The sequence below is a fragment of the Lysinibacillus sp. G4S2 genome (assembly GCF_030348505.1).
Classification (GTDB): domain Bacteria; phylum Bacillota; class Bacilli; order Bacillales_A; family Planococcaceae; genus Lysinibacillus.
The window spans coordinates 3,089,645-3,114,300 of record NZ_JAUCFJ010000002.1; the positions used below are offsets into that span (position 1 = coordinate 3,089,645).

The following is a 24,656-nucleotide window of genomic DNA, read 5'->3' on the forward strand; positions in this document are numbered from 1 at the left end:
TGTTGTACACAGGACATGGCAACACCATCTGTGGAGAGCTTTGTAACGCTTCTCTTAAGTATATAAGAACCCCGCTGCTTTAGCTGTGGGAGTAGTCAGAATAACAGAAAGTTTTGATTCCAATAAAGACTTTGCATCTGTCATTGACAATGTTAAAAATCAATTATAGAGGTTGATTCTGCCAATCTGAAAGTCACTCAATGATGTGCCATTACTTTAACTAATTACTTTTTTATCCTACCGCATTTCTTAAAACAAGAACATATATTTCGTTTACACAAAAACATGCTTTGATTATTTAGCAAGAAAATTAATTGGAATTTTTATAAAAAATGCTTAAAAACTTCCCATGTTCAAGTTATAGTATTACTAACAAAAGCGATAGCGCGTATAAGGAGGAGATCACAAATGGGAATGATCGGCTACTACACTGCTTTGCCAGAGGAAGAAATACAGCAACTTGCAGCCAGAACCAAAGTGCTAGAAGACCTGGACCCCTATAACCGAGAACATCTTGATATTGACAAATCATGGCAGGCACTTTATTACATGCTCTGCGGAGATATTATCGACGGTGAACCCCCGCTCAGTTATGTCATTCCAATGGATCAAGACAACCATATAGAGTTTGGAGAGTTTGGCGCCTTTTATTTAACACCCCCGCAAATTCGTGAGGCCTATCAAGCCATTGATGCCATGACACGAGACGAGCTCCTAGAGAAATACAACTATAACGAGATGCTTGAGGAGGACATTTACCCTCTCTACGGCGACGCGGAAGATGGAGAAGCAGAACAGTTTTTCGACTATCTATACAGTTATTTTAACGACATTCGCAAGTACTATTCTAAAACCATTGTCGAAGGAAAAGGACTTGTATTCTATATTTCATAATACGATGCATAATACAAAGTCTGGCATACGATAACATTCCAGCTGCCAGACTTTCCCAAATAGAGAGTTATCTTCGTTTACTTATTTAATCCGAATTTGTTGAAACATAATATACTCCCAGGCGTGTTGATTAGGAAAAAATAGGTTTATTATTGATCGATGAAAGGGTTTTTCTTGTTGCTATTTAGTGTCGAGCCCCAAAATAGAATCGTTTAAGCTACTTTCGTTCTTTGTTTAGGAATACTTTGAAGATTTATCGAAACAAAATCGCTCTTTATCGAAACTATTTGAGCTTATATAGAAACAAAATCTAATTTTATCGAAACTTTTTGGGCTTTTATCGAAAAACAAGCTCTTTCTATCAAAGAAATCAACCACATGTTATGATGAAGAGCTTGTAGCTTCGGGCTACTCGACGCTCGCTCGTAGGAAACCTTGCTCTGTGCGAAAGCGAAGCGTCAGCAACAAATTGTTTTATCTGTGCGAAAGCGAAGCGTCAGCAACAAAGCGAGTAGCCCGTAGCGGAAATCAGATCCATCTAATTTAATTAGGGTGGATAAAAATGGTTAATCAACACACCTGATATACTCCCCTACTAAACGATCAGTTGTTATTGTCTCATTTTGTAAATCTATAAAATGTGAAGCATTAATACCTATACTGCTTGTACAATAAAATTTAATAGCTGGTGAATCAGGATTCCAATTTATGTTTGTTACTTTTTATTTCCCCTTTCTATTTTCCACAATTTCACTGCTAATTGGAACGATTACCTGTACTTCTAGCCCCCCTCTTATCATCATCATTATTTATATTTAGTATTTTATTAATTAGTAATTTATTAATTAGTAGTGGCGGGTTTTCCGTTGACGGTTTAACCGTATTCGGATTTTCCGTTAACGGATATTCAGTAAGCGGTGGTACCTTTTTGTTTTGAATACAAAAAAATTTCTGTCTGACCAACCTTTCCTCGTTCTCCTTACTCTTTGCATCCAGCTTTCGTTAACGCTATTCACGACATTGCCCGTAGCATCACGTCCATATACACCTCTCCCTTTATAAGATATATACATATTTAACCATGAAATAGGGACAATACTTCCCTCAGTACGTGGCAGAACATTAATTTAGCTGAAGGAAATATAATCTACGTCAGCGAGATGTTATAAACTAAAAAAGTATTCAAGAATAGCAATTGATGAAAGGTCACAATCGCTTTTAGAAATCTATAGGAAGAAATCATTATGATGACGTGACAAAATTGATTGACGCTACACCTAAAACGTTTTAAATTAAAGTGCATACTTTAGTTAAACTCATTACTAAAATAATTATTCTAGGTTATGTAAATCCCCCTACATCCCTTAATATATTTGAATCCATATAACTATTGAAATATATCTAAAATTCAATTCTCGTGATACACTTTTCAGTATAGACATTTTAATAAGGAGCTTTTACTTTGAAATCATTTTTAGCTGTTGGGATTGGCGGTTTTTTGGGCGCCATCTGTCGATATAGCTTTAGTTTACTACTTCCGAACTCAGGTGGTTTTCCATTTGCAACACTTTGTATAAACTTAATTGGCTGCTTTTGTTTAGCGTGGCTTTTTACTACTTTTACAACGCGTACGCCTGTTGTTTTAGGGATTGGTACTGGCTTTTTTGGTGCTTTTACAACCTTTTCAACATTTTCTTTAGAAACATTATTACTTTTGCAAGATAGTAAATGGCTACAGGCCGTACTTTATCCTTTAATGAGTGTTTTTGGCGGTTTAGCTTGTGCATGGCTAGGATTTAGACTAGCAAAGGGGCGCATCGTATGATCGTGATTGGACTTGGTGGATTTTTAGGTGCACTAACGAGGTTTTATCTAGGGAAATGTATTGTTCATACATATCCATGGGCAACGTTTTTGATTAATATAACGGGGTCCTTTGCACTTGGCTTTCTATTTGCTTTACAGCTAAGTGATTGGCTTTGGCATTTTATAGGGATTGGTTTTTTAGGAGGCTATACGACTTTTTCAACGTTCGGTTTTGAAGCCTTGCAGCTCTTAGAACAGAAAAAGTGGAGACAGGCTATTATTTATCTATGCTCTACAGTATTATTTGGTATACTTTTCGCAGCACTTGGCTTTCTACTCGTGTAACAGCATTTATGAGGTGATTTTTTGACACAACCATCAAACGAACAATTACAAGCACTCGAAGCTGAAATTGAACAAACATTATATACATTAATCGACCTTGAGCTAGAAGAAAACTTTCCAGAAATGAATACTCATTTTGCACAATTACTTGCAAAAGTACAGGCTGCTCAGTTAATTGATTATAAGCTTGACGTCCTCGTTGACCCTCAAGCATTGCCAACAGAAACATGTATTCTGCTACAAAGTTTAATAGAGGCAAAAGCTAGACCACATAAAAGGCAACGACTCCTCACACATCGAATGATTTTGAAAATATGGCTGCGTAAAAATCAACGTTTTATGAAGGAATTTTTACCACAAATGTTTTAGGCGCCACTCGATTTCTCAAGGGGCGCCTCTTATTAAGAAATATGCCGGAAACCGTCGATAATTTCACAGTTTCCGGCAGTGTAAGACAGATTTTGTGTTGGTTCAAGCATGCTGATCGTGTATTTTTATTGACCTATCATAGATTCTATTTTGCATTTTCATCGGGTTGATGAATTCCGAATATATTGCCTTCGGTATCAATATAGTATCCTTGCCACGCCATTCCTGGTAGCGCATACTTAGGCATTGCGACCTTGCCGCCATTCTCAATAATTTTAGCTTCCGTTATATCATAGTTTTCCACGCCCATTGTACAAGCAAACCCATTTAAAGCTTGGTTTGTTTCCGGAGGAGCACTTTGACGTTGCATTAAAGCACCATTGATTCCAAGTTCATCCTCATTACCAGTCACTGCTCCAAAGTAAGGCATTCCAGCATAATCACTCCAGTCTTGAAATGACCATCCGAATACTTTCCCATAAAACTCCTTCGCTCTTTCCATGTCACTTACATGAATTTCGAAATGAACTAATCTTCCCATGATATCCTCCTAATTATTCAAGAATGAACCATTCTTAAATTAATGACTGTATTCAACTACAATTATTATTATAAGTTAGGAAGGAAAAAAAAATCAATTTTATGAAACCAGAAAATATACCATTCAATTCGCTCCGATTTATCTATGATTAACTATTTTATTAAAATGATTTCACTAATGAAAAGACATCAATCGTATCTTAAAATAGTTAAAATAAAAAGAATCTACTCAACGCCAATAACGACGCCTAAAAAGATATCATGGACAAGCCAACCATTAAAACCCCACGAATCATTTAATCATTGAAAAAAATTGGCCAACTCCCCTCTTCTCAAGTTTTAATGACATATTCATTTAACTAAAATCAGAATAAAGAACATAACGATCACATTGTAAACATTGAAATAAATACCCTTGATGATGCCCATTATTCACGAGGGATTCTGACAACTCTTCATTAGAAAATTCAGTATAGTTTTCAAATTGTTCTGTAATGCCCAACTCCACTAACTCACTCCATCCAACATAGCCAATAAACGCACAATAATCTGAGCAATGGGCCGTCCAATTATTACCTTGCCAACTTACATAACCAGGTGTTCTACACATTATCTCCTCAGTAAAATCAGAATTGACAACATTCTCATTATTGATTAAATATTGCTGGAAAGAACCGTCGTATTTTTTAGCAGCTGCACCACTGTGTATACATGTAGGACAGAGATAATCCACCTCTTCAATAGCGTAAATACCTCCAGTATAATAAACATCTACTTCCTGTTCGCAGCAATCACAAGTTACAATTTCTTCCGCTTCAAAGATTTTAGATTTTAATGGGTCTGGCAAATATTTAAATGCAGGTATGACCGTTTTAATTGTTTTATCCTCTCTAATTTCACGTGGATACAAAGGCTTCACACAATTAGGATTTTCTATGTAATATTTTATTGATCTAAATTTTTTCTGATCTTTCTTGTTCCCTAAATCCATTATAGAAGTGAAAATTTTATAAGCATCTGAATACATTCGAAGCATGCAGTAGATGTCTACGAGTAGCCTTAAATTCCCCTCAGTTTGTTCCTCAAGTTTCAGCTTTTCTTTGAACTCATGCATTTGATTAATACTAACTGGATTTGAAGGGTTGAAATTTTTCCTTACCTCATGCCATTCTTCTAAAATAATTGTAGTCATATCGTAGCTCCTTCTATATTTGAAATAATAGTTTTGACGTTTAATTTTTTATAAAAGAACAGGCGTGTTGATTGGGAAAAAATAGGTTTATTATTGAGCGATATATGGATTTTTTGTTACCATTTTGCTAATATATTTCCATTTTAACTGATTGTAGCGTAGGGCTACTCGACTCCCGTGGGAAAGCGAGACAGACGAGACCTTGCAAGGCAGCTAATGTTTTCTGTGCGAAAGCGAAGCGTCAGCGACAAAGCGAGTAGCCCGTAGCGGAAATCAGCCTTTAAAAATGGTTAATCAACACACCTGATAAAAGAATAATCTTTCATGACTTTACAAATTTCCACATTATATTGCGTATACCATTTGTCTTTGCCGAATTGCTGTGCAACTAGATGTTTTGAATTCTCTTTCCATGCCTGAATAGCCTCAAGTGATTCCCAGTAGGATATAGTAATCCCCTTCCCTTCAGCATTTCTAGCACTTTCTACACGGAGAAAACCAGGCTGCTTTTGTGCTAATTCATCCATTGCTTCTGCCATTTTGGCATAGCCCTCTCCATCCTTATCTGTTCTTTGTGATGTAAAAATTACGGCATAACATGTTTCCATATCATCTACCTCCTCATTATGTTTTATTGTAAACGATAAATACTTTTACTAAAATCAAAATATGGAAATAGATAATTTATTGCAAGCGAATGGAACTTTTTCAGTTTCATTTCATTTTTTACGCGTATACTTGGCTGAATATAGTAAATAGGAGGAAGCTGCCTTGAAAATATTATTAGCAGAAGATGATGCACGACTAAGAAGAAATATCGTTCATATTTTAAAGAAAGAATTTCATAATGTGACAGAGGCGGAAAATGGGCAGGAAGCCCTAGACCATACTCTTATCGAGCAATATGATCTTGTTATTTTAGATTGGATGATGCCGAAGCTTACTGGAATAGAAGTATGTCAGCAACTACGGAACAATGGATTCAATGGGAGTATTTTAATGTTAACAGCAAAGGATGATACTGAAGACATCATTAAAGGGCTTGATAGTGGCGCAGATGATTACATAGTAAAACCATTTAAAATAGAGGAACTGTTAGCAAGAGTTCGCGCATTACTACGAAGAAAAGATAAAGTCATTGAACAGGTTATCGAAATAGATCATTTACAACTGAATGTAGATTCCCGTGTATTTTTGTACAATAATGAAGAAATTGACCTTACTAAAAATGAATTTTCACTTTTAGAATATTTATTTATCAATAAAGGACGTGTACTTACAAGGGAACAGATTTGTATTCATATATGGGGCTACGATTACGATGTTTCGAATAATTCCTTAGATGCTTTGGTCAAACTTGTTCGAAAAAAAATTGATGATGGTCAATCCAAATCACGTCTTCAAAATGTCAGAGGTATTGGCTATAAACTGAGGGAAAATTAATGTTTCAAAAAACGAGAAAAAAATTATCCTATTTGTATGCAACGCTTTACTTTTTATTATTTTCATTATTCGTTATTGTTCTATACTTTTCACTCATTAAATTAATGGAAAATCAGCAAATAAACGAATTAGAAGACTTTTATGTTAAGCAAGAACACGATTTTTTTGAGCACGTCAATGCAAACACAAAAACTTTAAATTATAATCCAAATCGCAATTTTTTTTACTATATTTACACGAAGGATCATAAGTTTGTTCACGGCGACGAATCTTACAAAGGGCTCAAGAAACAGATTGAAAAAGAATTTGGCAATCGCAACCCAAGTGAAGAACTCATACAACATTATGAATGGCAGGAAGAGCATTTTCTTCTTCTAAAAAAGCCAATTTTAAACGACGATACGATAGTCGGATATATTTTCGTTGGTAAATCAGTAACATCACAGCATCACTTTTTCCAAAATGCAAAGTATTTACTAATACTATTAACTTGTATCTCGACAATCTTAATTGGACTACTGAGCTATTATATGGCAGGGAAAGCGATGATCCCTATTCAATGGTCGTTCGATAAACAAAAAAAGTTTGTATCCGATGCCTCTCATGAATTACGAACACCACTAAGTATTTTTTATAGTTCACTTGAAATTTTAGAAATTGAGGAAGCAAAACAATTAAGCCCCTTTGGAAAAGAATTAATTGTAGATTTAAAGGATGAGGCTGAAATAATGAAGGAGCTCATAGAAAAACTGCTGTTCTTAGCAAGACACGATCAGCAGCAGGCTTCCATTCATAAAGAAATAATATCATTATCTACTTTACTCAATAAAGTGAGCTCAAAATTTCAAAAGATTATGCCTCCTGACATACAGTTTTCTACTGAAATTCAAGAAAACATCGAGCTTCTTGGAGATGCTTCAAAAATACAAGAACTGCTTTATATATTATTAGAAAACGCGATAAGATATACAAATAGTGGGAAAATCACACTTACACTGTTAAAAAATCAAAGCTTTGTAAAAATTATTGTTGCTGATAGTGGCATTGGGATGACTGAACAGGAATTGCCTTTAGTGTTTGAGCGATTCTACCGAAGTGATTCTGCTCGTCAACGAAATGGCACTGGTTTAGGTCTTGCCATAGCGAAAGCAATAGTGGAGCAGCATGACGGAAAAATTTATGCAACAAGTAAAGTAGGTAAAGGTACTACATTTCATATTGAATTTCCTATATAAATATAAAGGAATCGAGGCTTTTTAAACAGCCCCGATTCCTTTTAATTATTGCGTGATGTTGAAATATTTACTTTTTTCATGAACTGGCTTATTGTTCTTGCTACTAGTACTAACATGGTAAGCCCTCCAGAAACTACATAAAATATTATAATCAACATATTTTCTGTATCCGTTCCAATTAACACTCCATGAGCAAGTGATATTACCCATGCTGGTAACACAAGAAAGTGAAGTTTTTTCCATAAGGTGCGATTCATCGTTCGAATCCATAAATCAGAAGTCATGAGTACCATTATAAACAAATAAAATGCGATTGTTCCAAGTGCTGATGGTAGAGACTCATATTTTGCCGAAAAAGGGATTAAAATCTCAACTAAACTGTATGGCTTATACTGATCGATTACAAGCACTAACAAATGCCCTATCACAGTGATTAACCCTAGCCATCCCGCATTTTGATGTATCTGATAAATTAAATTTTTATGTGATTTTACAAATGATGATTTTCTCAATAAACCAAATATAATGGAAATTGTAAAATAAAAATACGCTAAAAATCCTAATAATCGAATCCATTCCCATGTGCTTATTAACATTTATCTCACTCCTGTCATCCTCCAATTTGCTACTTGTCCTTCTTTAACAAGATAGCGTGCACTTTGCTGGCAATTTTTTTCGAACCACTGCTGCAGCTCATCTTCCTTCATAAGAAAGCAAAGTTTTGCACCAACCTCCGCATCACATAAAGAGGATGTTACGACTGAAGCTTGTAGCACATCTGTATCAGCAATTTCACCTGTTTGTCCGTTTAATAAATGATGCTTCTTCTTTGTTCCTTGCATCCAACTTCGATAAACTTGATTGGATGTCGCTATGGCACCTGTTTTCATTTTAATGGAGCTAATTTCCTTGTCGATATTCCAGGCATCTGCAACACCGATTGTCCAAGTCTTTTCCCCAGAAGACCACATTTTCATATCCCCTCCTCCGTCTATTAGTCCGAAATCAGAGGATACCTCTTGTTCAAGCCAAATAGCCAATTTTTCAATGGCATACCCTTTGGCAAATCCGCCTAAATCAATTTCCTGTTGTGCTACCTTCATTACTTGCCCATCGCCTAAAAATTGAAATGGTTGATCGGCGATAAAAGATTTGTTTTGAAATGAATTGCTTTTAGCTGTTTCAAATGGGAAAGATTGATTGTAGCCATGCTGTTCTAGTTGCAATTTAAGATATGGTGAAAATAAACCATTTGAAAGTTGATAATAATGATCTGCTTGCACTAAACAATCATATAATAACGAACTAATGCGTAGCGTTTCTCCCATTTTCAAATCATTAAGTTGTGATAATTCGTTGTTTGGTTGAAACCTTGACCACTCTTTCGCTACGTATTGAAGCCATTTCTCTGTTTTTGCTTTCCATGTGAAATGAACACCTTTTGGCATAGCTATATAAAATTCTGTATTCATTATTGGTAAAGTTAGTGTATCCACACGACCAACTCCATTAAGTTCTTTTCGTTTTTCGCTCGCTTTTGACAGGCGCCTGATTTGTCACTTCAAAATTAGTCCAATCAAGCTGCACTAGCTCTTTTTCTCTTTTTGTCATATTGTCCTGATTTACATCCTGACTATTATTTGCGCGTGTCGTTTCGGCTACTGTGGGGCTGTTAATTTGGGTTAAGATCGCTGCGGATAAAAGTATCCCGGACGCTCCTAATACCCACTTTGCCTTTTTCGGATCTTTCATAATACGTCCTCCCTAATTCGTAATTGGCTGGCATACAAATGTTTGATTACTTTCTTGCCATTCAGCTATATAGCCTAAGCCATTCGTTATTGTACTAATCGGTACATATAATTCTTCATTTACATAAAAGGCTTGTGCTGGAGATGGTGTTTTGACGTTATTATCATAGACAACGTTTGTTCCAGCACGGAAAAGTAATTCATTGTCTTGAAATTGGATGGCCAAAATTTTACTTTCTTTATAAAAGGTCGCTTTTGCTCCTAAAACCTGTGCTACTGTTTTCCCTGGTACAAAAAATTCTCCGTCTTTTGGTATCACAGAAAAGTTAAGCTCCTTATTTGTACCTTCTACTTTTAACGTGACCTTTTGAGAGTTCGTAAAAGGTAATACTTCTTTATCCGTGACAACTGTTCGTGTCCAAATATTCCAACTACCTTTTTCACTTACCGCATCTTGAAAATAGTAAGTTTCTTCCCCTTCTTCATCCTCATCGTGCTCGTCATCGTCATCATCATCGTCATGGTCTTTATACTCTTTATGTTCTTTATATTCATGCTTGTCATCATCTGCATGTACGACAACGCCATTTGGTATAAAACTCGCCAATAATAGAACTACAATAAGACCAATTTTTTCCTTTTTCACTTACAACACTCCTTTCCTTTGACTTCATTTTAGGTTTTGAAAATGATAGGAGACTGAATTTATCAAACAAATTTTCACATTTGAAAAAGCCATTTCTATAGACAGATTCCTCTGCACTAAGAAATGGCTTGGTTCATAAAATCTCTTATTTTTATTCTTTTGCATCTTGGTAAACTATCCTACAATTATAAGCTGGGTACTCAAAATTAGAGTAACTTTTTTGATATACTCTTTACAAATATCGCAGTAACTTTTACTGTAAATACATAAATTACTAAGAATCAATTTTGAAAGGAATATATGTCTTAAATGAAGGTAAACATTAAAATTATTGAAAAACTTAAAGAAGAATCATGTACGTTTAACATCCACAAAGTAACGTCTTTTATTCAAGATATTGTATCAACTCTTGAAAAAAGCTCTGACAACTATTTACTAGCAAAGTCTACATCAAAAGACGAACAAGAAAAAGTTCCTTACTCAAACATATTTTATTTGGAATATCTTGAACGAAAAATATTCATTTACACAAATGACACTATATTTGAAACAAAGAGCCCTTTATATAAATTAGAACATGATCTTCCCAATCACTTCTTCAGGATCTCAAAAACTATAATAATCAATATTCATTTTTTAAATAAATTTTCGGTTCAACCTAATAGTAATCTTGAAGCAATTCTCTCGAATAGAGAAAAAGTAATTGTATCAAGAAAATATGTATCCTCTTTAAAAAAAGCACTAACAAGATATTCCAAAAGTCCACTTATGTATTGATTTTTACCACATATGTTTAAACGTATTTCTTTATTCCCTCTTTGATGCCATTATGTATAACATCAAAGGAGGCATAAAAAAATGTATAACAACATTATAGAAATATTTTTAAGAACGCCATTGTGGGTATGGATATTATTATTTATTTTAATAAAAAGAGGCATTGCTATTTCCCAGGAAAGACCAATCCATTTATCTAAAATGTTTTTAGTTCCTTTTATCTTTATGATATGGGGATTTGAAAAAATGATCACTCAATTTTCGTACTTAGAGTTATGTTTAACAAGCTATTTCCTCTCCATACTTCCTGGCACATTAATTGGTTACTTGTTGTATAAAAAATATCAAATTTTTTACAAACAGGAATTAGTAATCATGAGAAAGAAATGCTATCTTCCATTAATCATTATCCTGATTAATTTTATGGTGAAGTATGTTTTAAATGTAACCTTAGGCATCTCTCCGTCATTTTATAATGACATTTCATTTAATATAATTTATTCTGGCATAAGCGGGCTATCTATAGGGCTTTTCTTTGGGGGAATTCTTTATACATATTATGCACAAAAAGAAATCAATTTTGCCTCGGCATAATTGCGTCACCCACTGAAAGAAGTTTATTTTAAAATCATAAAAATTTTGAGAGGAAGACATTTCATTGCAATTAAAAAATAGACTACTTTCAGGTTTAGGAACTGGTGCATTTATTTAAATGCTAGTTTTACTATCGAGGAGAACTATCATCTCTTCAGAAGCTGAGATCATTGGTGTGTTAATAATCTCAGCTTGCGCAGGTATTTTTACAATCATCTTTGAAATTGAAAAAATCAACTATTTGTTTGCGTTAGTCATCCATTTTATCATGATGTTTCTAGTAGTCTTCTCAATATCTTTCTATAACAAGTGGACAGATAATTTTCTAAGTGCAGATTTTCTTGGTAGTTTTTTATTAATCTATCTATTTGCTTGGATCATAACACTGATTAAGACTAAAAAAGATGCGAATGAACTAAATAACTTACTAGAACAGATAAGAAATTTTTAAAATAAAAGAGTGTTTAAAGAGACCCAATCATAATTACCGATATTAATCAGCACATCCAATCTCCTCTCTGAAGGATTAAATGATACAGAAGATCACTCTTTTTGCAGAGTGGTTTTTTGTATTATCTCTCACTATCTCATTCACTCATAGCGATTATCATTCCAACCAATTAGACTATGTTATTAAGCACAGGAACTATTTAAATAAACTTTTAGATCGTGTGACCCTATTACTTATTCGTTCCTCTAATATCATGTGTGTTCCTACATTACGATACCTGATGTTTTTTCAACAGATACATTCAAAGTTGCTATTCCGAAATATAATATAAAATTCCATGACACTCAGATTTTCTTTCTAAATGCTTTCTATAGTTTCATCATTTTTAAAGGTTGCTTTCCTTGTAAACGCACTAACCATTAAACTTACTAAAATATTTACACTTAATGCTAGGAAACCAATGTTAATATCTTGTATGTAAGATGGCCAGCTTGGGAACAGTTTACTTAGATTAGCTCCTGTTGCTGCTTGCCAACCTACAATCGTAACACCCACAACAATCCCAGCAAACACTCCTTGTACAGTTAATGGATTTTTCTTCATAAAGTTACTGACAACTGCTGGTACAAATTGAGTAACTAGACCATATCCCATTAAAAATAATAACGTAATTGCTCCACCACCACTAAAAGTAAAGTAAAGTGCAACAAGTGCAATCACTGGAACTGAATAGCGAGCAATGATAGCAATTTGTTGATCGGTAGTTTGAGGGCGAATAGGTTTTACGACATTTTTCGCAAGCAATGTAGCTGCCGACATCAAAATCAATGAACCTGGAACAATTGCAGTTAATAACCCTGCTGCTCCAATAAAGCCAACGATGACTGGATTAAATGTTTGCGTGGAGATTTTAAATAAAGCTAAATCCACAGCCCCTCCTTCTAACCCAGGAACTTGTAAAATTGCTGCTGCTCCAACAAATAAGATAAATAATAAAAATAATGCATAGATAGGAAGCATAATCGCATTTTTTCTTAGGGCATTTCCACTTTTCGCTGAAAAAGTAGCAACAAATGTATGTGGCCACATATAAAACCCTAATGATGTTAACATGATCGTTGAAATATACCATGAGGCGCTAAAACCTGAGTCTGGGAGTGTTAAAAAACCTGGTTTAACAGCTTCGATTGCTTCCCACATTGGTTGAATCCCGCCATAATAATGAATAGGTAAGTAGATACCAAGGAATAACACCACACCAAGAATAAGAAAATCTTTAATAACAGCTGTCCAAGCCGAGCCATGAATTCCTGAAACCATAACATAAGCAATCATTGCAATTGTGCCAATCCAAATTGTTAATTTCGGATCAATCGCTCCATAGGAAGCTTCAGAAACAATAATGCCAAGACCTTTTAATTGAATGACTAAATAAGGAATTAAAGCTGCTAGCCCTACAATAGCTACAAGTGTGCCGAGAATTTTACTATTATATGCCTTTTCAAAAAAATCAGATTGCGATAGTAGACTATATTTCTTTCCATAAGCCCATATTTTAGGTGTCAACCAGTAAGCAATTACATAGTTCAGCATTGCGATATTGAAAAATGCTACGCCACCCTTTCCGTACATCCAACCACTTACCCCTAAAAATGCATTAGTTGTATAAATTTCACCAGCCATTAATAAGAAGATGAAGATAGAACCAAATCCACGGCCTCCAACACTCCATTGTTCTAGGCTCATATCTTTACCTCTACTCGCCATAATGCCTAAAAATAAAGCAATACCTAAGAAAATTGCAATGATTCCAACTGAAATTATCATATTATTCCGTCTCCTCTTTTGCACTAGGATTTATACGATGAACGATAAACATTAACCCTGTTCCTAAAAAGATCCATAAAACCATCCAAAATAATAAAAACGGAAGACCTAAGACATATGGTTCGGCACTTTTAATAAAGGGAACTCCAAAAGGCATTCCAAAATAAGCAATGAACGTGAGTAAATAGCAGAGCCTTTTTTGTGTCATTTTTCTTATCTCCTTTGTATTCAATGAATTTTATTCATTTATTAATTGCTGGAATCCATTATCAATAAATAGACTATTTATATCTCTTTTATCAGGAGTAAAATGAACTTGTTTTTCAGTATCTAGAAAATCAATTGTGTATTGTACAGTAGCCGCCACACCTAGCTTTAAAGCATCTTCATCTAAATCAAAGAAAACATTATGGTGTTCAGCCCCAATCCCTTCTTCGAGGTTTTGTATGCCAACGAATGCAAACACACCTGGGAAGTATTTTTCGTAAAACGCAAATGATTCTGATGCCATCCAAGCGGGGATTGAATGTAATGCATCTGTACCAATTGCATTTTTCACTGCATCCATTGCAATTTGTGCACAATCTTGTTGATTGTAGACAATTAAATCCGATTCTTTCGGTTCTATAATAAATTCATAGATGCAATTATGCAGGTCACAGACTTTTTCAAGAATTCTCTTAAATTCTTTTGCTGCATGGGCACCTTGATCAACATCTAAATATCTGACTGTTCCTGAAAACTGTAAACTTTCTGGAATAATGTTTGCTGCGGAACCTGAAATAATCGTTCCAATTGAATAGGTAATTGTTTTAAAAGGATCTAAGGTATTTAACCGCATCGCTTTTAAATTGTTATAAAAATCGGTAAAGCAATCTAATGGAGAAACTGACAAATCTGGTCTTGAACCATGTCCACTTTTTCCTTTTATTAAGACATTGAATACAAACGAAGCGGCCATTCTTGGGCCTGGATCAACAGATATTTTCCCAGTCGGAAGATCAGATTTTAAATGAATACCCCAAATTCCGTCTCCTCCGATTTCGTGTAATCGTTTACAGAGATTATAAATTCCTCCGCCCATTTCTTCCCCTTGTTCAAATGCGACAAGCACTCTTCCTTTGATTTTGTCTTTGTGTTGGGTCAAAATTTTCGCTGCACCTAAAAGCATCGCCGTATGTCCATCATGTCCACAAGTATGAGCAGCTTGGTCAGTCTCAGAAAATACCACTTTTTTCTTTTTTAAATTATTTTCCTCTTCCTTCATCGGCAATGCATCTAGATCTGCCCTAAGAATTAAAGTTTTTCCCGCTTGATTCCCTTGAATATAACCAATAATTCCACCATCAGAGACAATTTCGTAATTAATGCCTAATTTAGTTAACTCGTCTGTCACCACTTTCATTGTCCGTACTTCTTGTAATCCGATTTCAGGGTGTCTATGGAGATCTCTTCTTATATCAATTACATAATCTTCTACTTCTTTTGCAGCTTTTAATGCATCAAGCTCAAATTCGATTGTTTTCATTTTCTATACACCTCTTCTAATTGGTTTTTAGATTCGATATCTTGAAATTCTAAAGCGATTCTTTCAAGTGCTTCTTTTATAAGGGATCTCGGTGAAGGGATACAGATTCTTTGGAAGTCTTCACCTTCAATTCCAAACAAGTGACCATCTTCAAGTAAGACATTGGCTTTGTTATAGATACGATCATGAACCTCTTGTGCTGAAAGACCATATCCACTAAAGTCCATCCACATCACGTATGTTCCTTCAGGGATCCTAACTTTGACTGTAGGCAATTTTTCAGCTAAGTAATTTTTCACATACTCCATTGTGTCGTCAATATATTCTGTTATTTGCCCTAACCATTCTTCTCCTTCGTTGTAAACAGCTATAAGAGCTGCAATGGTAAACGGTGATGGTAATTGCATCCCCATTGTGTCGCTAAAGTTTTTTCTAATTTCTGGGTTTGAAATAATGACATTTGTACAGTGCAGACCTGCAACATTAAATGTTTTGTTGATGGCTGTGCACGAGATGATATTGTCCGTACTGTTTGCAACTTTTGCGATTGGTATAAATTTTTGGTTTTTTCTAATGAGATCCCCATGAATTTCATCAGCTATAATAATCACATTATTTTCCGCACAGATATCTGAAAGTCTTTTTAATTCCTCGTTTGATAAAATCCTTCCAGTCGGATTGTGTGGGTTACAAAGAATGAACATTGTTGTATTTTCTTCTTTTGCTTTTGCTTCAAAATCCTCAAAATCAATTGAGTAATATCCTTCAGCATCACATTTCAACGCATTATTTCGAACAACTCTCCCATTTCCCTCTATCGCAACTGTGAACGGTGGATAAACAGGACGTTGAATGATGATGCCCTCACCAGGTTTAGTGAATGCTTTTACAGCTATATTCAAGGCATGTACTGTTCCAGGGCTATATATAATCTCTTCTCTTTTGATTGTCCAATCATGTCTTTTTTTAAACCAACGCTGAATTGCTTCATAGTAAGCCTCTGGAAAAGTAGAATATCCAAAAATACGATGATCCACCGTTTTATGAAGTGCATCTATCAATGGTTGCGGTACGGGTAAATCCATATCTGCTGTAAATAGTGGAATGGTCTCGTAGTCATACCTTTCTGTATAACCCATTGTTTTAATGAAATCTTCGCCATCCCACTTTAAAGAGTACGTATTTCGACGATTAACCACTTCATCAAAATTATATTTCAATGCTTCCACTCCTCTTGATCGTGTTCAAATTTTCTATTTAATCGAGGTTTTCAAAACCCTTAAGGTAAATTTTTCTCAGTTTAACACCTTAACTGTAAAACGGTCAATAAAAATTCTGAATTTTTTAAAAATTAAACGTATTCAAAAGGAATGGTTATTTAAAGAATTCCTATATGTTAAAATAAAATTAAATTTATCTTCTAATTATGGAAAGGATGCTGCATTGTGGATAAAGAGAAAGTATTTTATGAGCTAATGGAAACGATTTACGAGACATCTCGGCTAATTAGTTCATACGAAAATATTCCAAGAAAATATGGAACAGAAGATGAATTGTATATGATAGAGGTACATACACTCAATTTAATTGGAGATCAGGTAAAAACTACTACTTCTGAAATTGCAAAAATTAAAAATTGCACAAAAAGCGCTGTTTCTCAAATGGTTGATAAACTAATTAAAAAGGATTTAGTAGTTAAATATAGAAATCCGGACAATTATCGAGAATTGAATATTGAATTAACACCAAAAGGCAAATTAGTTTATGAATATCATAAGAAGCTAGATCTAGAGGAATATAGGAATTACCTAAAAAACCTCGAGCAATTTACAGCTGAAGATTTTCAAAAGTATATTACAGTCTTAAACGTAATCAATCGTAGAACACAAAGCGTGCTTAATGACTAAAAATCAACGGTGTATTGATATCCTACTCCAGATTAAGGAATTATTTATTATTAGTTATGGGAGTAAAATTGAAAAGAATGACATCCACCAGAGACTTGGATAACACTGGTCAAAACCATAAAAAGCGCGAGAAATCAATTATAGAAACATTGATTTCTCGCGCTTTTCTGATGTAAAATTTTCAATTTTGCTTTAAAAATATACTTGTTCTATCCTTACTATTACATATAAAAAGACAATTCAAGATAACGGTAAGATACCATAAAGCAATCGGATAATAAACTCTATGATATCAAACACATCTTCTTGAATTGCCAACAAATTACAACTGTTAATTAGATTCTCCATTTGCATCTTTGGAGTAATTATACTTAGAAGGATCAACTGGAGTATAACCATTTGGCGTATAGAATCTCAATAAGTCACCATTCACGACTTTATCAGATAATTCCAATTTGTGATCCACTTCATTTTTGATAGTTTTTGCAAACTCTAATTGACTATCATCTAGTAGTAAACCCGTTTTATTATCGTAATATTTTCCATTAATTGAATAAATCGTAGGGCTGACAAAATCGCTATTTCTAAATGGTACAACTTCATCATGCTCTTTTGATAATAAGTCTGAACCAAATTGAACAAATTTTTGCGTATCAATTCCTAGTAAATGTAATAACGTTGGAAGAAGGTCTGTTTGGCCACCATAAGTATGGTTGGTTCCACCTTGCATTCCTGGAACATGGATAAATAATGGTACGCGTTGTAAATTAGCACTTTCATATGGTGTAATTTCTTTTCCAAGGACTTGTCCCATCGCTTCATTATGATTATCTGAAATACCGTAATGATCACCATAAAGAACAATCATCGTATTATCATATAAGCCTAATTCTTTTAATTGATTGAACATTTGTTTGATTGCTTCATCTGCATAACGTGCTGTTTGGAAATAACTATCTACACTTACATCTCCAGTATTAGCTTTATCAATTGATACTAAGTCTTGATTCATTTGATATGGGAAGTGGTTCCCTACCGTAATAAATTTCGTATAAAAAGGTTGTGGTAACGAACTTAAAAGACTTTTAGATTGTTCAAAGAATGGTTTATCTAACAAACCATATTCAGCCATGTTTTCTGAAGAACCCGTATCATAATAACTAGCATCATAGAAGTGATCGAATCCAAATGATTTATAAATCTCATTTCGATTCCAGAAGCTTCCGTTATTACCATGGAATACAGCCGATGTATAACCATAATCTTTTAAAATACTAGGCGCTGCTTGGTACGTATTTTGTGCTTTTGTAATATAAGCAGATCCTTGTGGTAACCCAAACAAAGAATTTTCCAGCATAAATTCTGCATCGGAAGTTTTACCTTGACCTGTTTGATGGAAGAAATTATCAAAATACATTGTATTCTTATCTTTTGCTAATGAATTTAAAAATGGTGTAACTTCTTCACCGTTTAATTTATAGTCGATAAGAAAGTTTTGGAATGATTCTAAATGTAAATAGATGACGTTCATTCCTTTTGCTTTACCAAAATATTCTGCATTAGGTTTGGCGTAGTTAGCTTTTGTATAGTTTATCACTTCTGTAATATCACTACTATCCGCCAAAGCTCTCTGTGAAGATGCTTTTATAGTTTCTACTGAATCATAAATCGTATAGTTATAAATTCCTAAATATTTCACAATATAGTTTCTATCAAAACCTCGAGATAATAATTGCGGACGATCAGCTTCAGCTAGTCCTAAATTTAGGAATGATACTACTAATGCACACGCAATGATTGCCATTCCTTTTTTATATCCAAAACGATTGGTTTCTTTTTGTATTTTTTTGGAGAATCGTAAGTAAAACATTACAAATACATCCACAAAGAACAAGATATCATAAGGCTTTATTAAAGAAATAACACTACTACCTAGATCTCCGAAGTTCTGCGTTTGGAAAACTGTGGGCAGTGTAATGAAATCACTAAAAAATCGGTAATAAACAACATTTGAATATAAAACAATAGACATCAGAGTGTAAATGACAACTAGTGATGTATATTTTCTCTTACCTTTAAATAAAAATGCAAATCCTAGAAATAACATCGCTGAACCTAGTGGATTTATTAGTAAAAGGAATTGTTGAAGGAATCCTTCTACGCCTAGTTTAAATTGTGTTGTTTGAGTGATGTATGTTTTAATCCATAACATTAAAACAGCTAATAAATATATCCCTAAAAAGTTGTTTAATAGGTTATCTTTTTTACTTAATAAATTTTTCATTTTTGCCCTACCTTTTACTTAATCAATTATGCCTCAGCATAATTTAAATCTAGATGTATATTAACTTAGATTTTAAGTATTTCATTTTAAAAAAAGTTTCTTCACAATAGCTTTTTTCACAGCTAATGTAGCTTACTCCCCATTTAGACTTCTGTCAAGTTGTTAAATATAATTGAAGACAGTTAGTAAGTTTAACTATTACATTCGTCTATCGATTGCAATCTTCAGATGTAAAATATAATTGTTTTACTTTACTCTTACCTGTGTTTAGTTGCGGGTCAATTGAGGCCAAGTGACCTTTAATAAAGTTTTTCAACAATAGCTATTCTAAAACACAATTTTAGTTTTAACAATTAATTTTTGTGACATGTACCTTATAATTTTGTAAGTTTTAATTAAATCTCGGCGTAAATCTTTTAGGCATAATCGAAAGTTACCAGAAACCGGACAAGTAAGAAAGAAATCTATTTTAGGCTTACTGAACAAGGGGGAAAGTAATTTACAATGTCCATGAAGAACTGCACCAAGATATTCGAGAGCGAGAGAAAGACGTATTTAATAGAATGACCGAGAAACAATTTGACAGTATACTTAGCTTCGTAGAAAAGTATAGTAGGCATTTGGATTTAGAAATAAAGAAACAAGGTATAGATATTTCACTAGAATAAATTCGGATAATAAAAATGCAGCCCTACTCTACCGAGAAAAGGCTGCAAAACTTTAGTGTCATATAACTTACCTCAAGCTTTTCTTGACCAAATGACAACAGGAATCAGAATTAAGGATAAAAGCCCCCCTGCTAATGATAGCGTCGCATAACTCGCATTAGCTACTACCATTCCTGAGAGAGCACCACCAGAAGCTCCTGCTAGTGCAATTAAAACATCTATTTTCCCTTGCGTTTTTGCACGTGTGGAAGGCTCTGTCGAATCTACTATTTGAGCAGTACCACTAATTAAACCAAAGTTCCAGCCCAATCCTAGTAAAGAAAGAGCAACGATTAATAGAACCATAGAATCGCTCGGTGCGAATGCTGCTAATAAACCAGCAAATAACAAAGTTACTCCTGAAGCAATACTCATGGCAGTCCGTCCAATTTTATCTACAAGAATACCTGTTACGAGCGATGGAAGATACATAGAACCTACATGAAATCCTATAACAATTCCTACTTCCGCCAATCCATGCCCATGATGTTTCATATGTACAGGTGTCATTGTCATAATTGCAACCATCACAATTTGAGTAAGTACCATAACCGTTGCACCTACTGTAAGACCTCTTTTATTGATTGCTTTATTAAAGGTTTCCGTCTTATTTTCTTGTTTATTTTTTTGTTTATGCGCTTCAATCCCTTTTGCAATCTCTAATGGATCAGGACGCAACATAATAAAAAGAACAAGCCCTGCTAAAATAAAGGCTGTAGCTGATAAAATAAAAGGCCCAGCGAGAGACGGAACACCAATGGAAGTCGCAAATTGACCCATTATTTCTACTAGATTCGGACCTGCAACAGCCCCGAATGTTGTCATAACCATTGTCGTACTGATAGCGGTTGCTCGCTGTTTATTATTGGCTAAATCTGTCCCTGCATAACGAGCTTGTAAATTTGTCGCAGTCCCTGCACCATAGATTAATAGAGAAGCGAATAATAAAATTACACTATTCATCATGGCAGCAATCACTACTCCAATTGCCCCTAGTCCACCTACAATAAACCCTGTCGATAACCCTATACGACGTCCATACCGTTGAGAAAGTTTTCCTACGATTAAAGCTGCTATTGCTGACCCTAAAGTAAATAAAGCTGATGGCACACCTGCATAGGCATCCGTTCCAAGCATTTGTTGAGCTAAAAGAGCACCAACTGTAATACCTGCTGCAAGCCCTGCTCCACCAAATATTTGGGAAAGACTAACAACAATCAACACGCGTTTATATAAGTTTTTTAGCTTTTCAGGTGAATCTATATAACTCTCAATAGAATCTTGTGATTGAACAAACACTTATTAAACACCTTCTTTCTATTTTTATCTCAATGTTTACAACATTAGTTGGCAGCACTTCGACAACTTTAGTACTACCCATTAACGCGGGAGAGAATTATTTTTAGTTTATTATTTAAAAACAATGATGATGATGTGCCCCTCTAAATACCAACCAAATTATACCCTTAATTATGTATACTATTTACTTCTCCTTCGAACGTCAACTATAAAAATATCCGGATAGACTTATTTCTATCCGGATACAGAGGCTAATTATTTTACCAATAACCAAGAAGCTTCCACCATAAGCCTCCTACGATAGTAAAGATCAGAATGGAAACAACGGAAACTACAAATCCAACTGTCCACCATTTTTTCTGATCAATATAACCTGCACCAAAGAAGACCGGTGCTGGACCAGAACCATAATGAGTAGTGGCGCCAAATAAATTACTAAATGCCGCTAATAATATAGCTGCTAACATAGCTGGTGCTCCTGCTTGCAGCATAACAGATAAAAATGCTGCATACATCGCACTAATATGCGCAGTGGAACTCGCAAAGAAATAATGGGAATAGAAATAGACTAATGCTAATATTAAAACAGCCCATATCCAACTATACCCAGATACAAGTCCACCAACTTCATTACTAAACCATGGAATTAGCCCTAGTTTGTTCATAAAAGATGCCATCATAAATAGTGTGGCAAACCAGACAAGTGTATCCCATGCCCCTTCTTCCTTTTTAATATCTGCCCATGTTAACACGTTTAACAGTAAAAGCAAGGAAAGTCCTATTAGAGCTGATGTAGTGGCACTAATTCCTAAGTAATCTCCACCTATCCATAACGACAATACAACAACAAATACTACGATCATTCGCTTTTCAGAACTTTTTAGTGGACCAAATTCATCCAGCTTCTTTTTAGCAATAACTGCTGCTTCTGGTGTTTGCTTGATTTCAGGCGGATAGATTTTATAAATAATATAAGGAACAACAATTAAAGCTGTTAACCCAGGGACAATCATAGCCATCGCCCAACCAAACCAAGTAATAGTTACTCCAGCTGTATCACTTGCTAGCTTTACAATTAAAGGATTCGCTGCCATCGCCGTCATAAACATAGCAGACGTTATTAAATTTCCTTGAAAACCAACCGTCAAGAGAAAAGCACCCATCTTACGCTCTGTCCCGTCTTCTGGTTTAGATCCGAAGGTATGAGACAATGACTGGATGATTGGAAAAATTACACCACCAGCACGAGCTGTATTACTAGGAATAGCCGGCGCTAATATTAGGTCACTCGCTAGTAAAGAGTAAGACAGACTCAAGGTTTTTTTCCCAAAAAGACGAACAAATAGATAGGCAATTCGTTCTCCTAGTCCCGTTTTAATAAATCCACGTGAAATAAAGAAGGCAATGACAATTAGCCAAATTGTTGAATTGCCAAAACCGCTTAATGTCTCTTCAATGGTTAATGTATTTGTTATTGCAATCACAGCCATAGCAATAATGGATACAGCTCCCATTGGCAACGGTTTAGTGATAAATCCTATAATTGTCGCAACAAAAATAGAAAATAGATGCCACGCCTTTTCATCTACTCCTGAAGGTACTGGACAAAACCAGATAGCCACGCCAACAGCAAGGGTAATTAAGAAAGGAACCCATTTGACTGCACTTTTTTCTTCTTTCATGATGTAAATGCTCCTTTACCCCAATGTATTTTCAAAAGTGATTTCTCCCATGATTTTATATTTCCCCATTATCCAAAAAACATAAGTATTATATATGCTTTATGTAATAGATGAAAAGAGTTTTGTTACATTTCTTAGAAAAAAATAACCTCGAGTTAGAAATATTTCTCTATTATGTAAAATTAACAATAAAAATGAACTTTTTTATAGGATATTTTTTACAATATAACAAGGAAAACATGTTTGCCACCGGGGATAACTTCCCACAAAAATCGTTCTTTGTGAGACATTAGAGGATGTAATTCGAGAAATCAAAAGTTATATGACCTATTACAATCATTATCGAGGTTAGTGGAACCTAAAAAAGATGACACCTGCACAATGCAGACTATCATCTTTCCTAGAGCTTTTTTAAATGTTCTTTACAAAGCGTACACATTATTTTGAATAGATTCTTTCATAATTCAAGAAATATTTTATGTTCTCATCTATGTTGATCTAAAAGAATAGGATTACCATCCGGATCTTCAATTGTTAAATTTGTAGGGCCTTCGGATATCTACAGTGCCCTTTTTGTGTACTCAGAAGTTTGCAAGGCTATTGGGTATTACCATATTGCTATCGAGCCTATCCAGAAAACAAAAATACGTTATTCTTTTTGTAGAACGATTTCTCTAAGATTTGTACCGTTCTTCATTCGTTTTTGAATACTTTTTTTATTCCAGATAAGACACATCAAGTTTAAAAACTTCGTTAAAAATGAATCGCCATTTTAGGAATTAGCTTGAGGAGTGTGCATGAGGATTATTTAGTAATACTAGTGGTTGCCGTTCTGGCGGGCAATAACGTTTCTTTTGTTATGCCCGCTCAAATCGTTCCTGTCAGAATCTGCTTACTATCAACTACTGCCTTTATTTATTTTATTTTTCTTACAAGCCAGCGCCAGCCTATCCAGAAAACTATTATCATTATTCCTACTCCAACAGACTCTGTCAGTATCCACAAAACGATAAGAATCAACAAAATAATTAACGGAAGAATCGTCAGCTTCAAATCGTCCAACTCTTTCATTCACTCACTCTTCTTTCTTGAATGATATTTTGTTCCCCAAAAGAAAGACAGATGCTTAATACAAACCGATTTCAACTATTTTATGAATTGTCCGTAGAGAAAGTTTCTTAATTCGAGAAAAAATGGTGTTCATAAAACTTCGCCTAACATAAAAAACACCAGCATTGTTAGTACAAAAAGTGCTGGTGTTTAGGTTAAAATATGATTCGTACGCATTGTATGGTCTATATAATTAATAGCATTAAATACCTAAATATAAACAAAATGATTTTATTTATCTTCATTATATTCTGAAGGTAGCATAATGG

General features: G+C 34.5%; 24 protein-coding genes and 1 pseudogene. 11 read left to right on the top strand and 14 right to left on the bottom strand.

Annotated features, from left to right (window positions below):
* Positions 1–408: 408 nt before the first annotated feature.
* The 4 genes from QUF91_RS15945 (at position 409) to QUF91_RS15960 (ending at position 3,414) form a co-directional block, all read left to right on the top strand.
* On the top strand, positions 409–894 hold the full coding sequence (locus QUF91_RS15945) for a YfbM family protein (protein ID WP_289418487.1): 486 nt from the start codon (positions 409–411) through the stop codon (positions 892–894).
* A 1,462-nt stretch (positions 895–2,356) separates the two neighbouring features.
* A complete protein-coding gene (gene crcB, locus QUF91_RS15950; RefSeq protein WP_285396708.1) occupies positions 2,357–2,719 on the top strand; it encodes a fluoride efflux transporter CrcB in 363 nt (120 codons plus the stop codon).
* Positions 2,716–3,045: a fluoride efflux transporter CrcB gene (gene crcB, locus QUF91_RS15955; RefSeq protein ID WP_285396706.1), complete on the top strand. Its 330-nt coding sequence runs from the start codon at positions 2,716–2,718 to the stop codon at positions 3,043–3,045. Before crcB (QUF91_RS15950) ends, crcB (QUF91_RS15955) begins: the two co-directional genes overlap by 4 nt.
* Positions 3,046–3,066: 21 nt before the next feature.
* Positions 3,067–3,414, top strand: coding sequence for a hypothetical protein (locus QUF91_RS15960; protein ID WP_285396704.1), 348 nt, complete (start codon positions 3,067–3,069; stop codon positions 3,412–3,414).
* Positions 3,415–3,559: 145 nt separating this feature from the next.
* Here the strand turns inward: QUF91_RS15960 and QUF91_RS15965 are convergent, their stop codons facing one another.
* From QUF91_RS15965 to QUF91_RS15975, 3 genes are all read right to left on the bottom strand, one after another.
* On the bottom strand, positions 3,560–3,955 hold the full coding sequence (locus QUF91_RS15965; RefSeq protein ID WP_285396702.1) for a VOC family protein: 396 nt from the start codon (positions 3,953–3,955) through the stop codon (positions 3,560–3,562).
* Between the two features lie 354 nt (positions 3,956–4,309).
* Complete coding sequence (locus QUF91_RS15970) at positions 4,310–5,146, bottom strand: CbrC family protein (RefSeq protein WP_289418490.1); 837 nt, start codon at positions 5,144–5,146, stop codon at positions 4,310–4,312.
* Between the two features lie 290 nt (positions 5,147–5,436).
* The gene (locus QUF91_RS15975; protein WP_289418491.1) at positions 5,437–5,754 is read right to left on the bottom strand and encodes an antibiotic biosynthesis monooxygenase family protein; all 318 of its coding nucleotides are present in this window, start codon (positions 5,752–5,754) and stop codon (positions 5,437–5,439) included.
* A gap of 163 nt (positions 5,755–5,917) precedes the next feature.
* Here QUF91_RS15975 and QUF91_RS15980 point away from each other — a divergent pair, with 163 nt between their 5' ends.
* Positions 5,918–6,589 (top strand): response regulator transcription factor, encoded by a 672-nt coding sequence (locus QUF91_RS15980; RefSeq protein WP_289418493.1) that lies wholly within the window; start codon positions 5,918–5,920, stop codon positions 6,587–6,589.
* Positions 6,589–7,824, top strand: coding sequence for a sensor histidine kinase (locus QUF91_RS15985; protein ID WP_289418495.1), 1,236 nt, complete (start codon positions 6,589–6,591; stop codon positions 7,822–7,824). The genes QUF91_RS15980 and QUF91_RS15985 overlap by 1 nt, the downstream gene beginning before the upstream one ends.
* A 41-nt stretch (positions 7,825–7,865) precedes the next feature.
* Here QUF91_RS15985 and QUF91_RS15990 read toward each other — a convergent pair whose 3' ends face one another.
* Genes QUF91_RS15990 through QUF91_RS16005 form a run of 4 tightly spaced genes read right to left on the bottom strand, consistent with a single transcriptional unit; the run spans position 7,866 to position 10,221 of the window.
* Entirely contained in the window at positions 7,866–8,420 is a 555-nt protein-coding gene (locus QUF91_RS15990) for a ferric reductase-like transmembrane domain-containing protein (RefSeq protein WP_285396693.1), read from the bottom strand.
* Positions 8,421–9,320, bottom strand: coding sequence for an FAD:protein FMN transferase (locus QUF91_RS15995; RefSeq protein WP_285396692.1), 900 nt, complete (start codon positions 9,318–9,320; stop codon positions 8,421–8,423).
* 13 nt (positions 9,321–9,333) lie between these two features.
* Positions 9,334–9,576, bottom strand: coding sequence for a hypothetical protein (locus tag QUF91_RS16000; RefSeq protein WP_289418498.1), 243 nt, complete (start codon positions 9,574–9,576; stop codon positions 9,334–9,336).
* 12 nt (positions 9,577–9,588) lie between these two features.
* The gene (locus QUF91_RS16005) at positions 9,589–10,221 is read right to left on the bottom strand and encodes a copper amine oxidase N-terminal domain-containing protein (RefSeq protein WP_289418501.1); all 633 of its coding nucleotides are present in this window, start codon (positions 10,219–10,221) and stop codon (positions 9,589–9,591) included.
* 309 nt (positions 10,222–10,530) lie between these two features.
* Here QUF91_RS16005 and QUF91_RS16010 point away from each other — a divergent pair, with 309 nt between their 5' ends.
* From QUF91_RS16010 to QUF91_RS16020, 3 genes are all read left to right on the top strand, one after another.
* Positions 10,531–10,998, top strand: a complete 468-nt coding sequence (locus QUF91_RS16010) for a LytTR family DNA-binding domain-containing protein (protein WP_289418502.1) — start codon at positions 10,531–10,533, stop codon at positions 10,996–10,998.
* 81 nt (positions 10,999–11,079) lie between these two features.
* Complete coding sequence (locus tag QUF91_RS16015) at positions 11,080–11,592, top strand: DUF6622 family protein (protein WP_289418503.1); 513 nt, start codon at positions 11,080–11,082, stop codon at positions 11,590–11,592.
* A gap of 118 nt (positions 11,593–11,710) precedes the next feature.
* Positions 11,711–12,043, top strand: a complete 333-nt coding sequence (locus QUF91_RS16020; protein ID WP_289418504.1) for a DUF3021 family protein — start codon at positions 11,711–11,713, stop codon at positions 12,041–12,043.
* 357 nt (positions 12,044–12,400) lie between these two features.
* Here QUF91_RS16020 and QUF91_RS16025 read toward each other — a convergent pair whose 3' ends face one another.
* From QUF91_RS16025 to QUF91_RS16040, 4 genes are read right to left on the bottom strand one after another with little or no spacing between them, the layout of a single operon-like run.
* The gene (locus QUF91_RS16025; RefSeq protein ID WP_289418505.1) at positions 12,401–13,870 is read right to left on the bottom strand and encodes a sodium:solute symporter family protein; all 1,470 of its coding nucleotides are present in this window, start codon (positions 13,868–13,870) and stop codon (positions 12,401–12,403) included.
* Between the two features lies 1 nt (position 13,871).
* Complete coding sequence (locus tag QUF91_RS16030) at positions 13,872–14,078, bottom strand: DUF3311 domain-containing protein (protein WP_285396685.1); 207 nt, start codon at positions 14,076–14,078, stop codon at positions 13,872–13,874.
* 30 nt (positions 14,079–14,108) lie between these two features.
* The gene (locus QUF91_RS16035) at positions 14,109–15,398 is read right to left on the bottom strand and encodes an amidohydrolase (protein ID WP_289418506.1); all 1,290 of its coding nucleotides are present in this window, start codon (positions 15,396–15,398) and stop codon (positions 14,109–14,111) included.
* Positions 15,395–16,618, bottom strand: a complete 1,224-nt coding sequence (locus QUF91_RS16040; protein WP_289418507.1) for a MalY/PatB family protein — start codon at positions 16,616–16,618, stop codon at positions 15,395–15,397. Before QUF91_RS16040 ends, QUF91_RS16035 begins: the two co-directional genes overlap by 4 nt.
* A 225-nt stretch (positions 16,619–16,843) precedes the next feature.
* Between QUF91_RS16040 and QUF91_RS16045 the strand changes: the two genes are divergently transcribed.
* Positions 16,844–17,305, top strand: coding sequence for a MarR family winged helix-turn-helix transcriptional regulator (locus tag QUF91_RS16045; protein WP_289418508.1), 462 nt, complete (start codon positions 16,844–16,846; stop codon positions 17,303–17,305).
* A 331-nt stretch (positions 17,306–17,636) separates the two neighbouring features.
* Here the strand turns inward: QUF91_RS16045 and ltaS are convergent, their stop codons facing one another.
* Positions 17,637–19,589 (bottom strand): lipoteichoic acid synthase, encoded by a 1,953-nt coding sequence (ltaS, locus tag QUF91_RS16050; RefSeq protein WP_285396678.1) that lies wholly within the window; start codon positions 19,587–19,589, stop codon positions 17,637–17,639.
* A 419-nt stretch (positions 19,590–20,008) separates the two neighbouring features.
* Between ltaS and QUF91_RS16055 the strand changes: the two are divergent.
* Positions 20,009–20,257 (top strand): annotated as a pseudogene (locus QUF91_RS16055) (MarR family transcriptional regulator); the annotation flags it as partial.
* A gap of 72 nt (positions 20,258–20,329) precedes the next feature.
* Here the strand turns inward: QUF91_RS16055 and QUF91_RS16060 are convergent.
* Both QUF91_RS16060 and QUF91_RS16065 read right to left on the bottom strand, forming a co-directional pair.
* A complete protein-coding gene (locus tag QUF91_RS16060; protein WP_289418509.1) occupies positions 20,330–21,595 on the bottom strand; it encodes an MFS transporter in 1,266 nt (421 codons plus the stop codon).
* A gap of 260 nt (positions 21,596–21,855) precedes the next feature.
* Complete coding sequence (locus QUF91_RS16065) at positions 21,856–23,277, bottom strand: anion permease (protein ID WP_285396675.1); 1,422 nt, start codon at positions 23,275–23,277, stop codon at positions 21,856–21,858.
* Between the last annotated feature and the right edge of the window lie 1,379 nt (positions 23,278–24,656).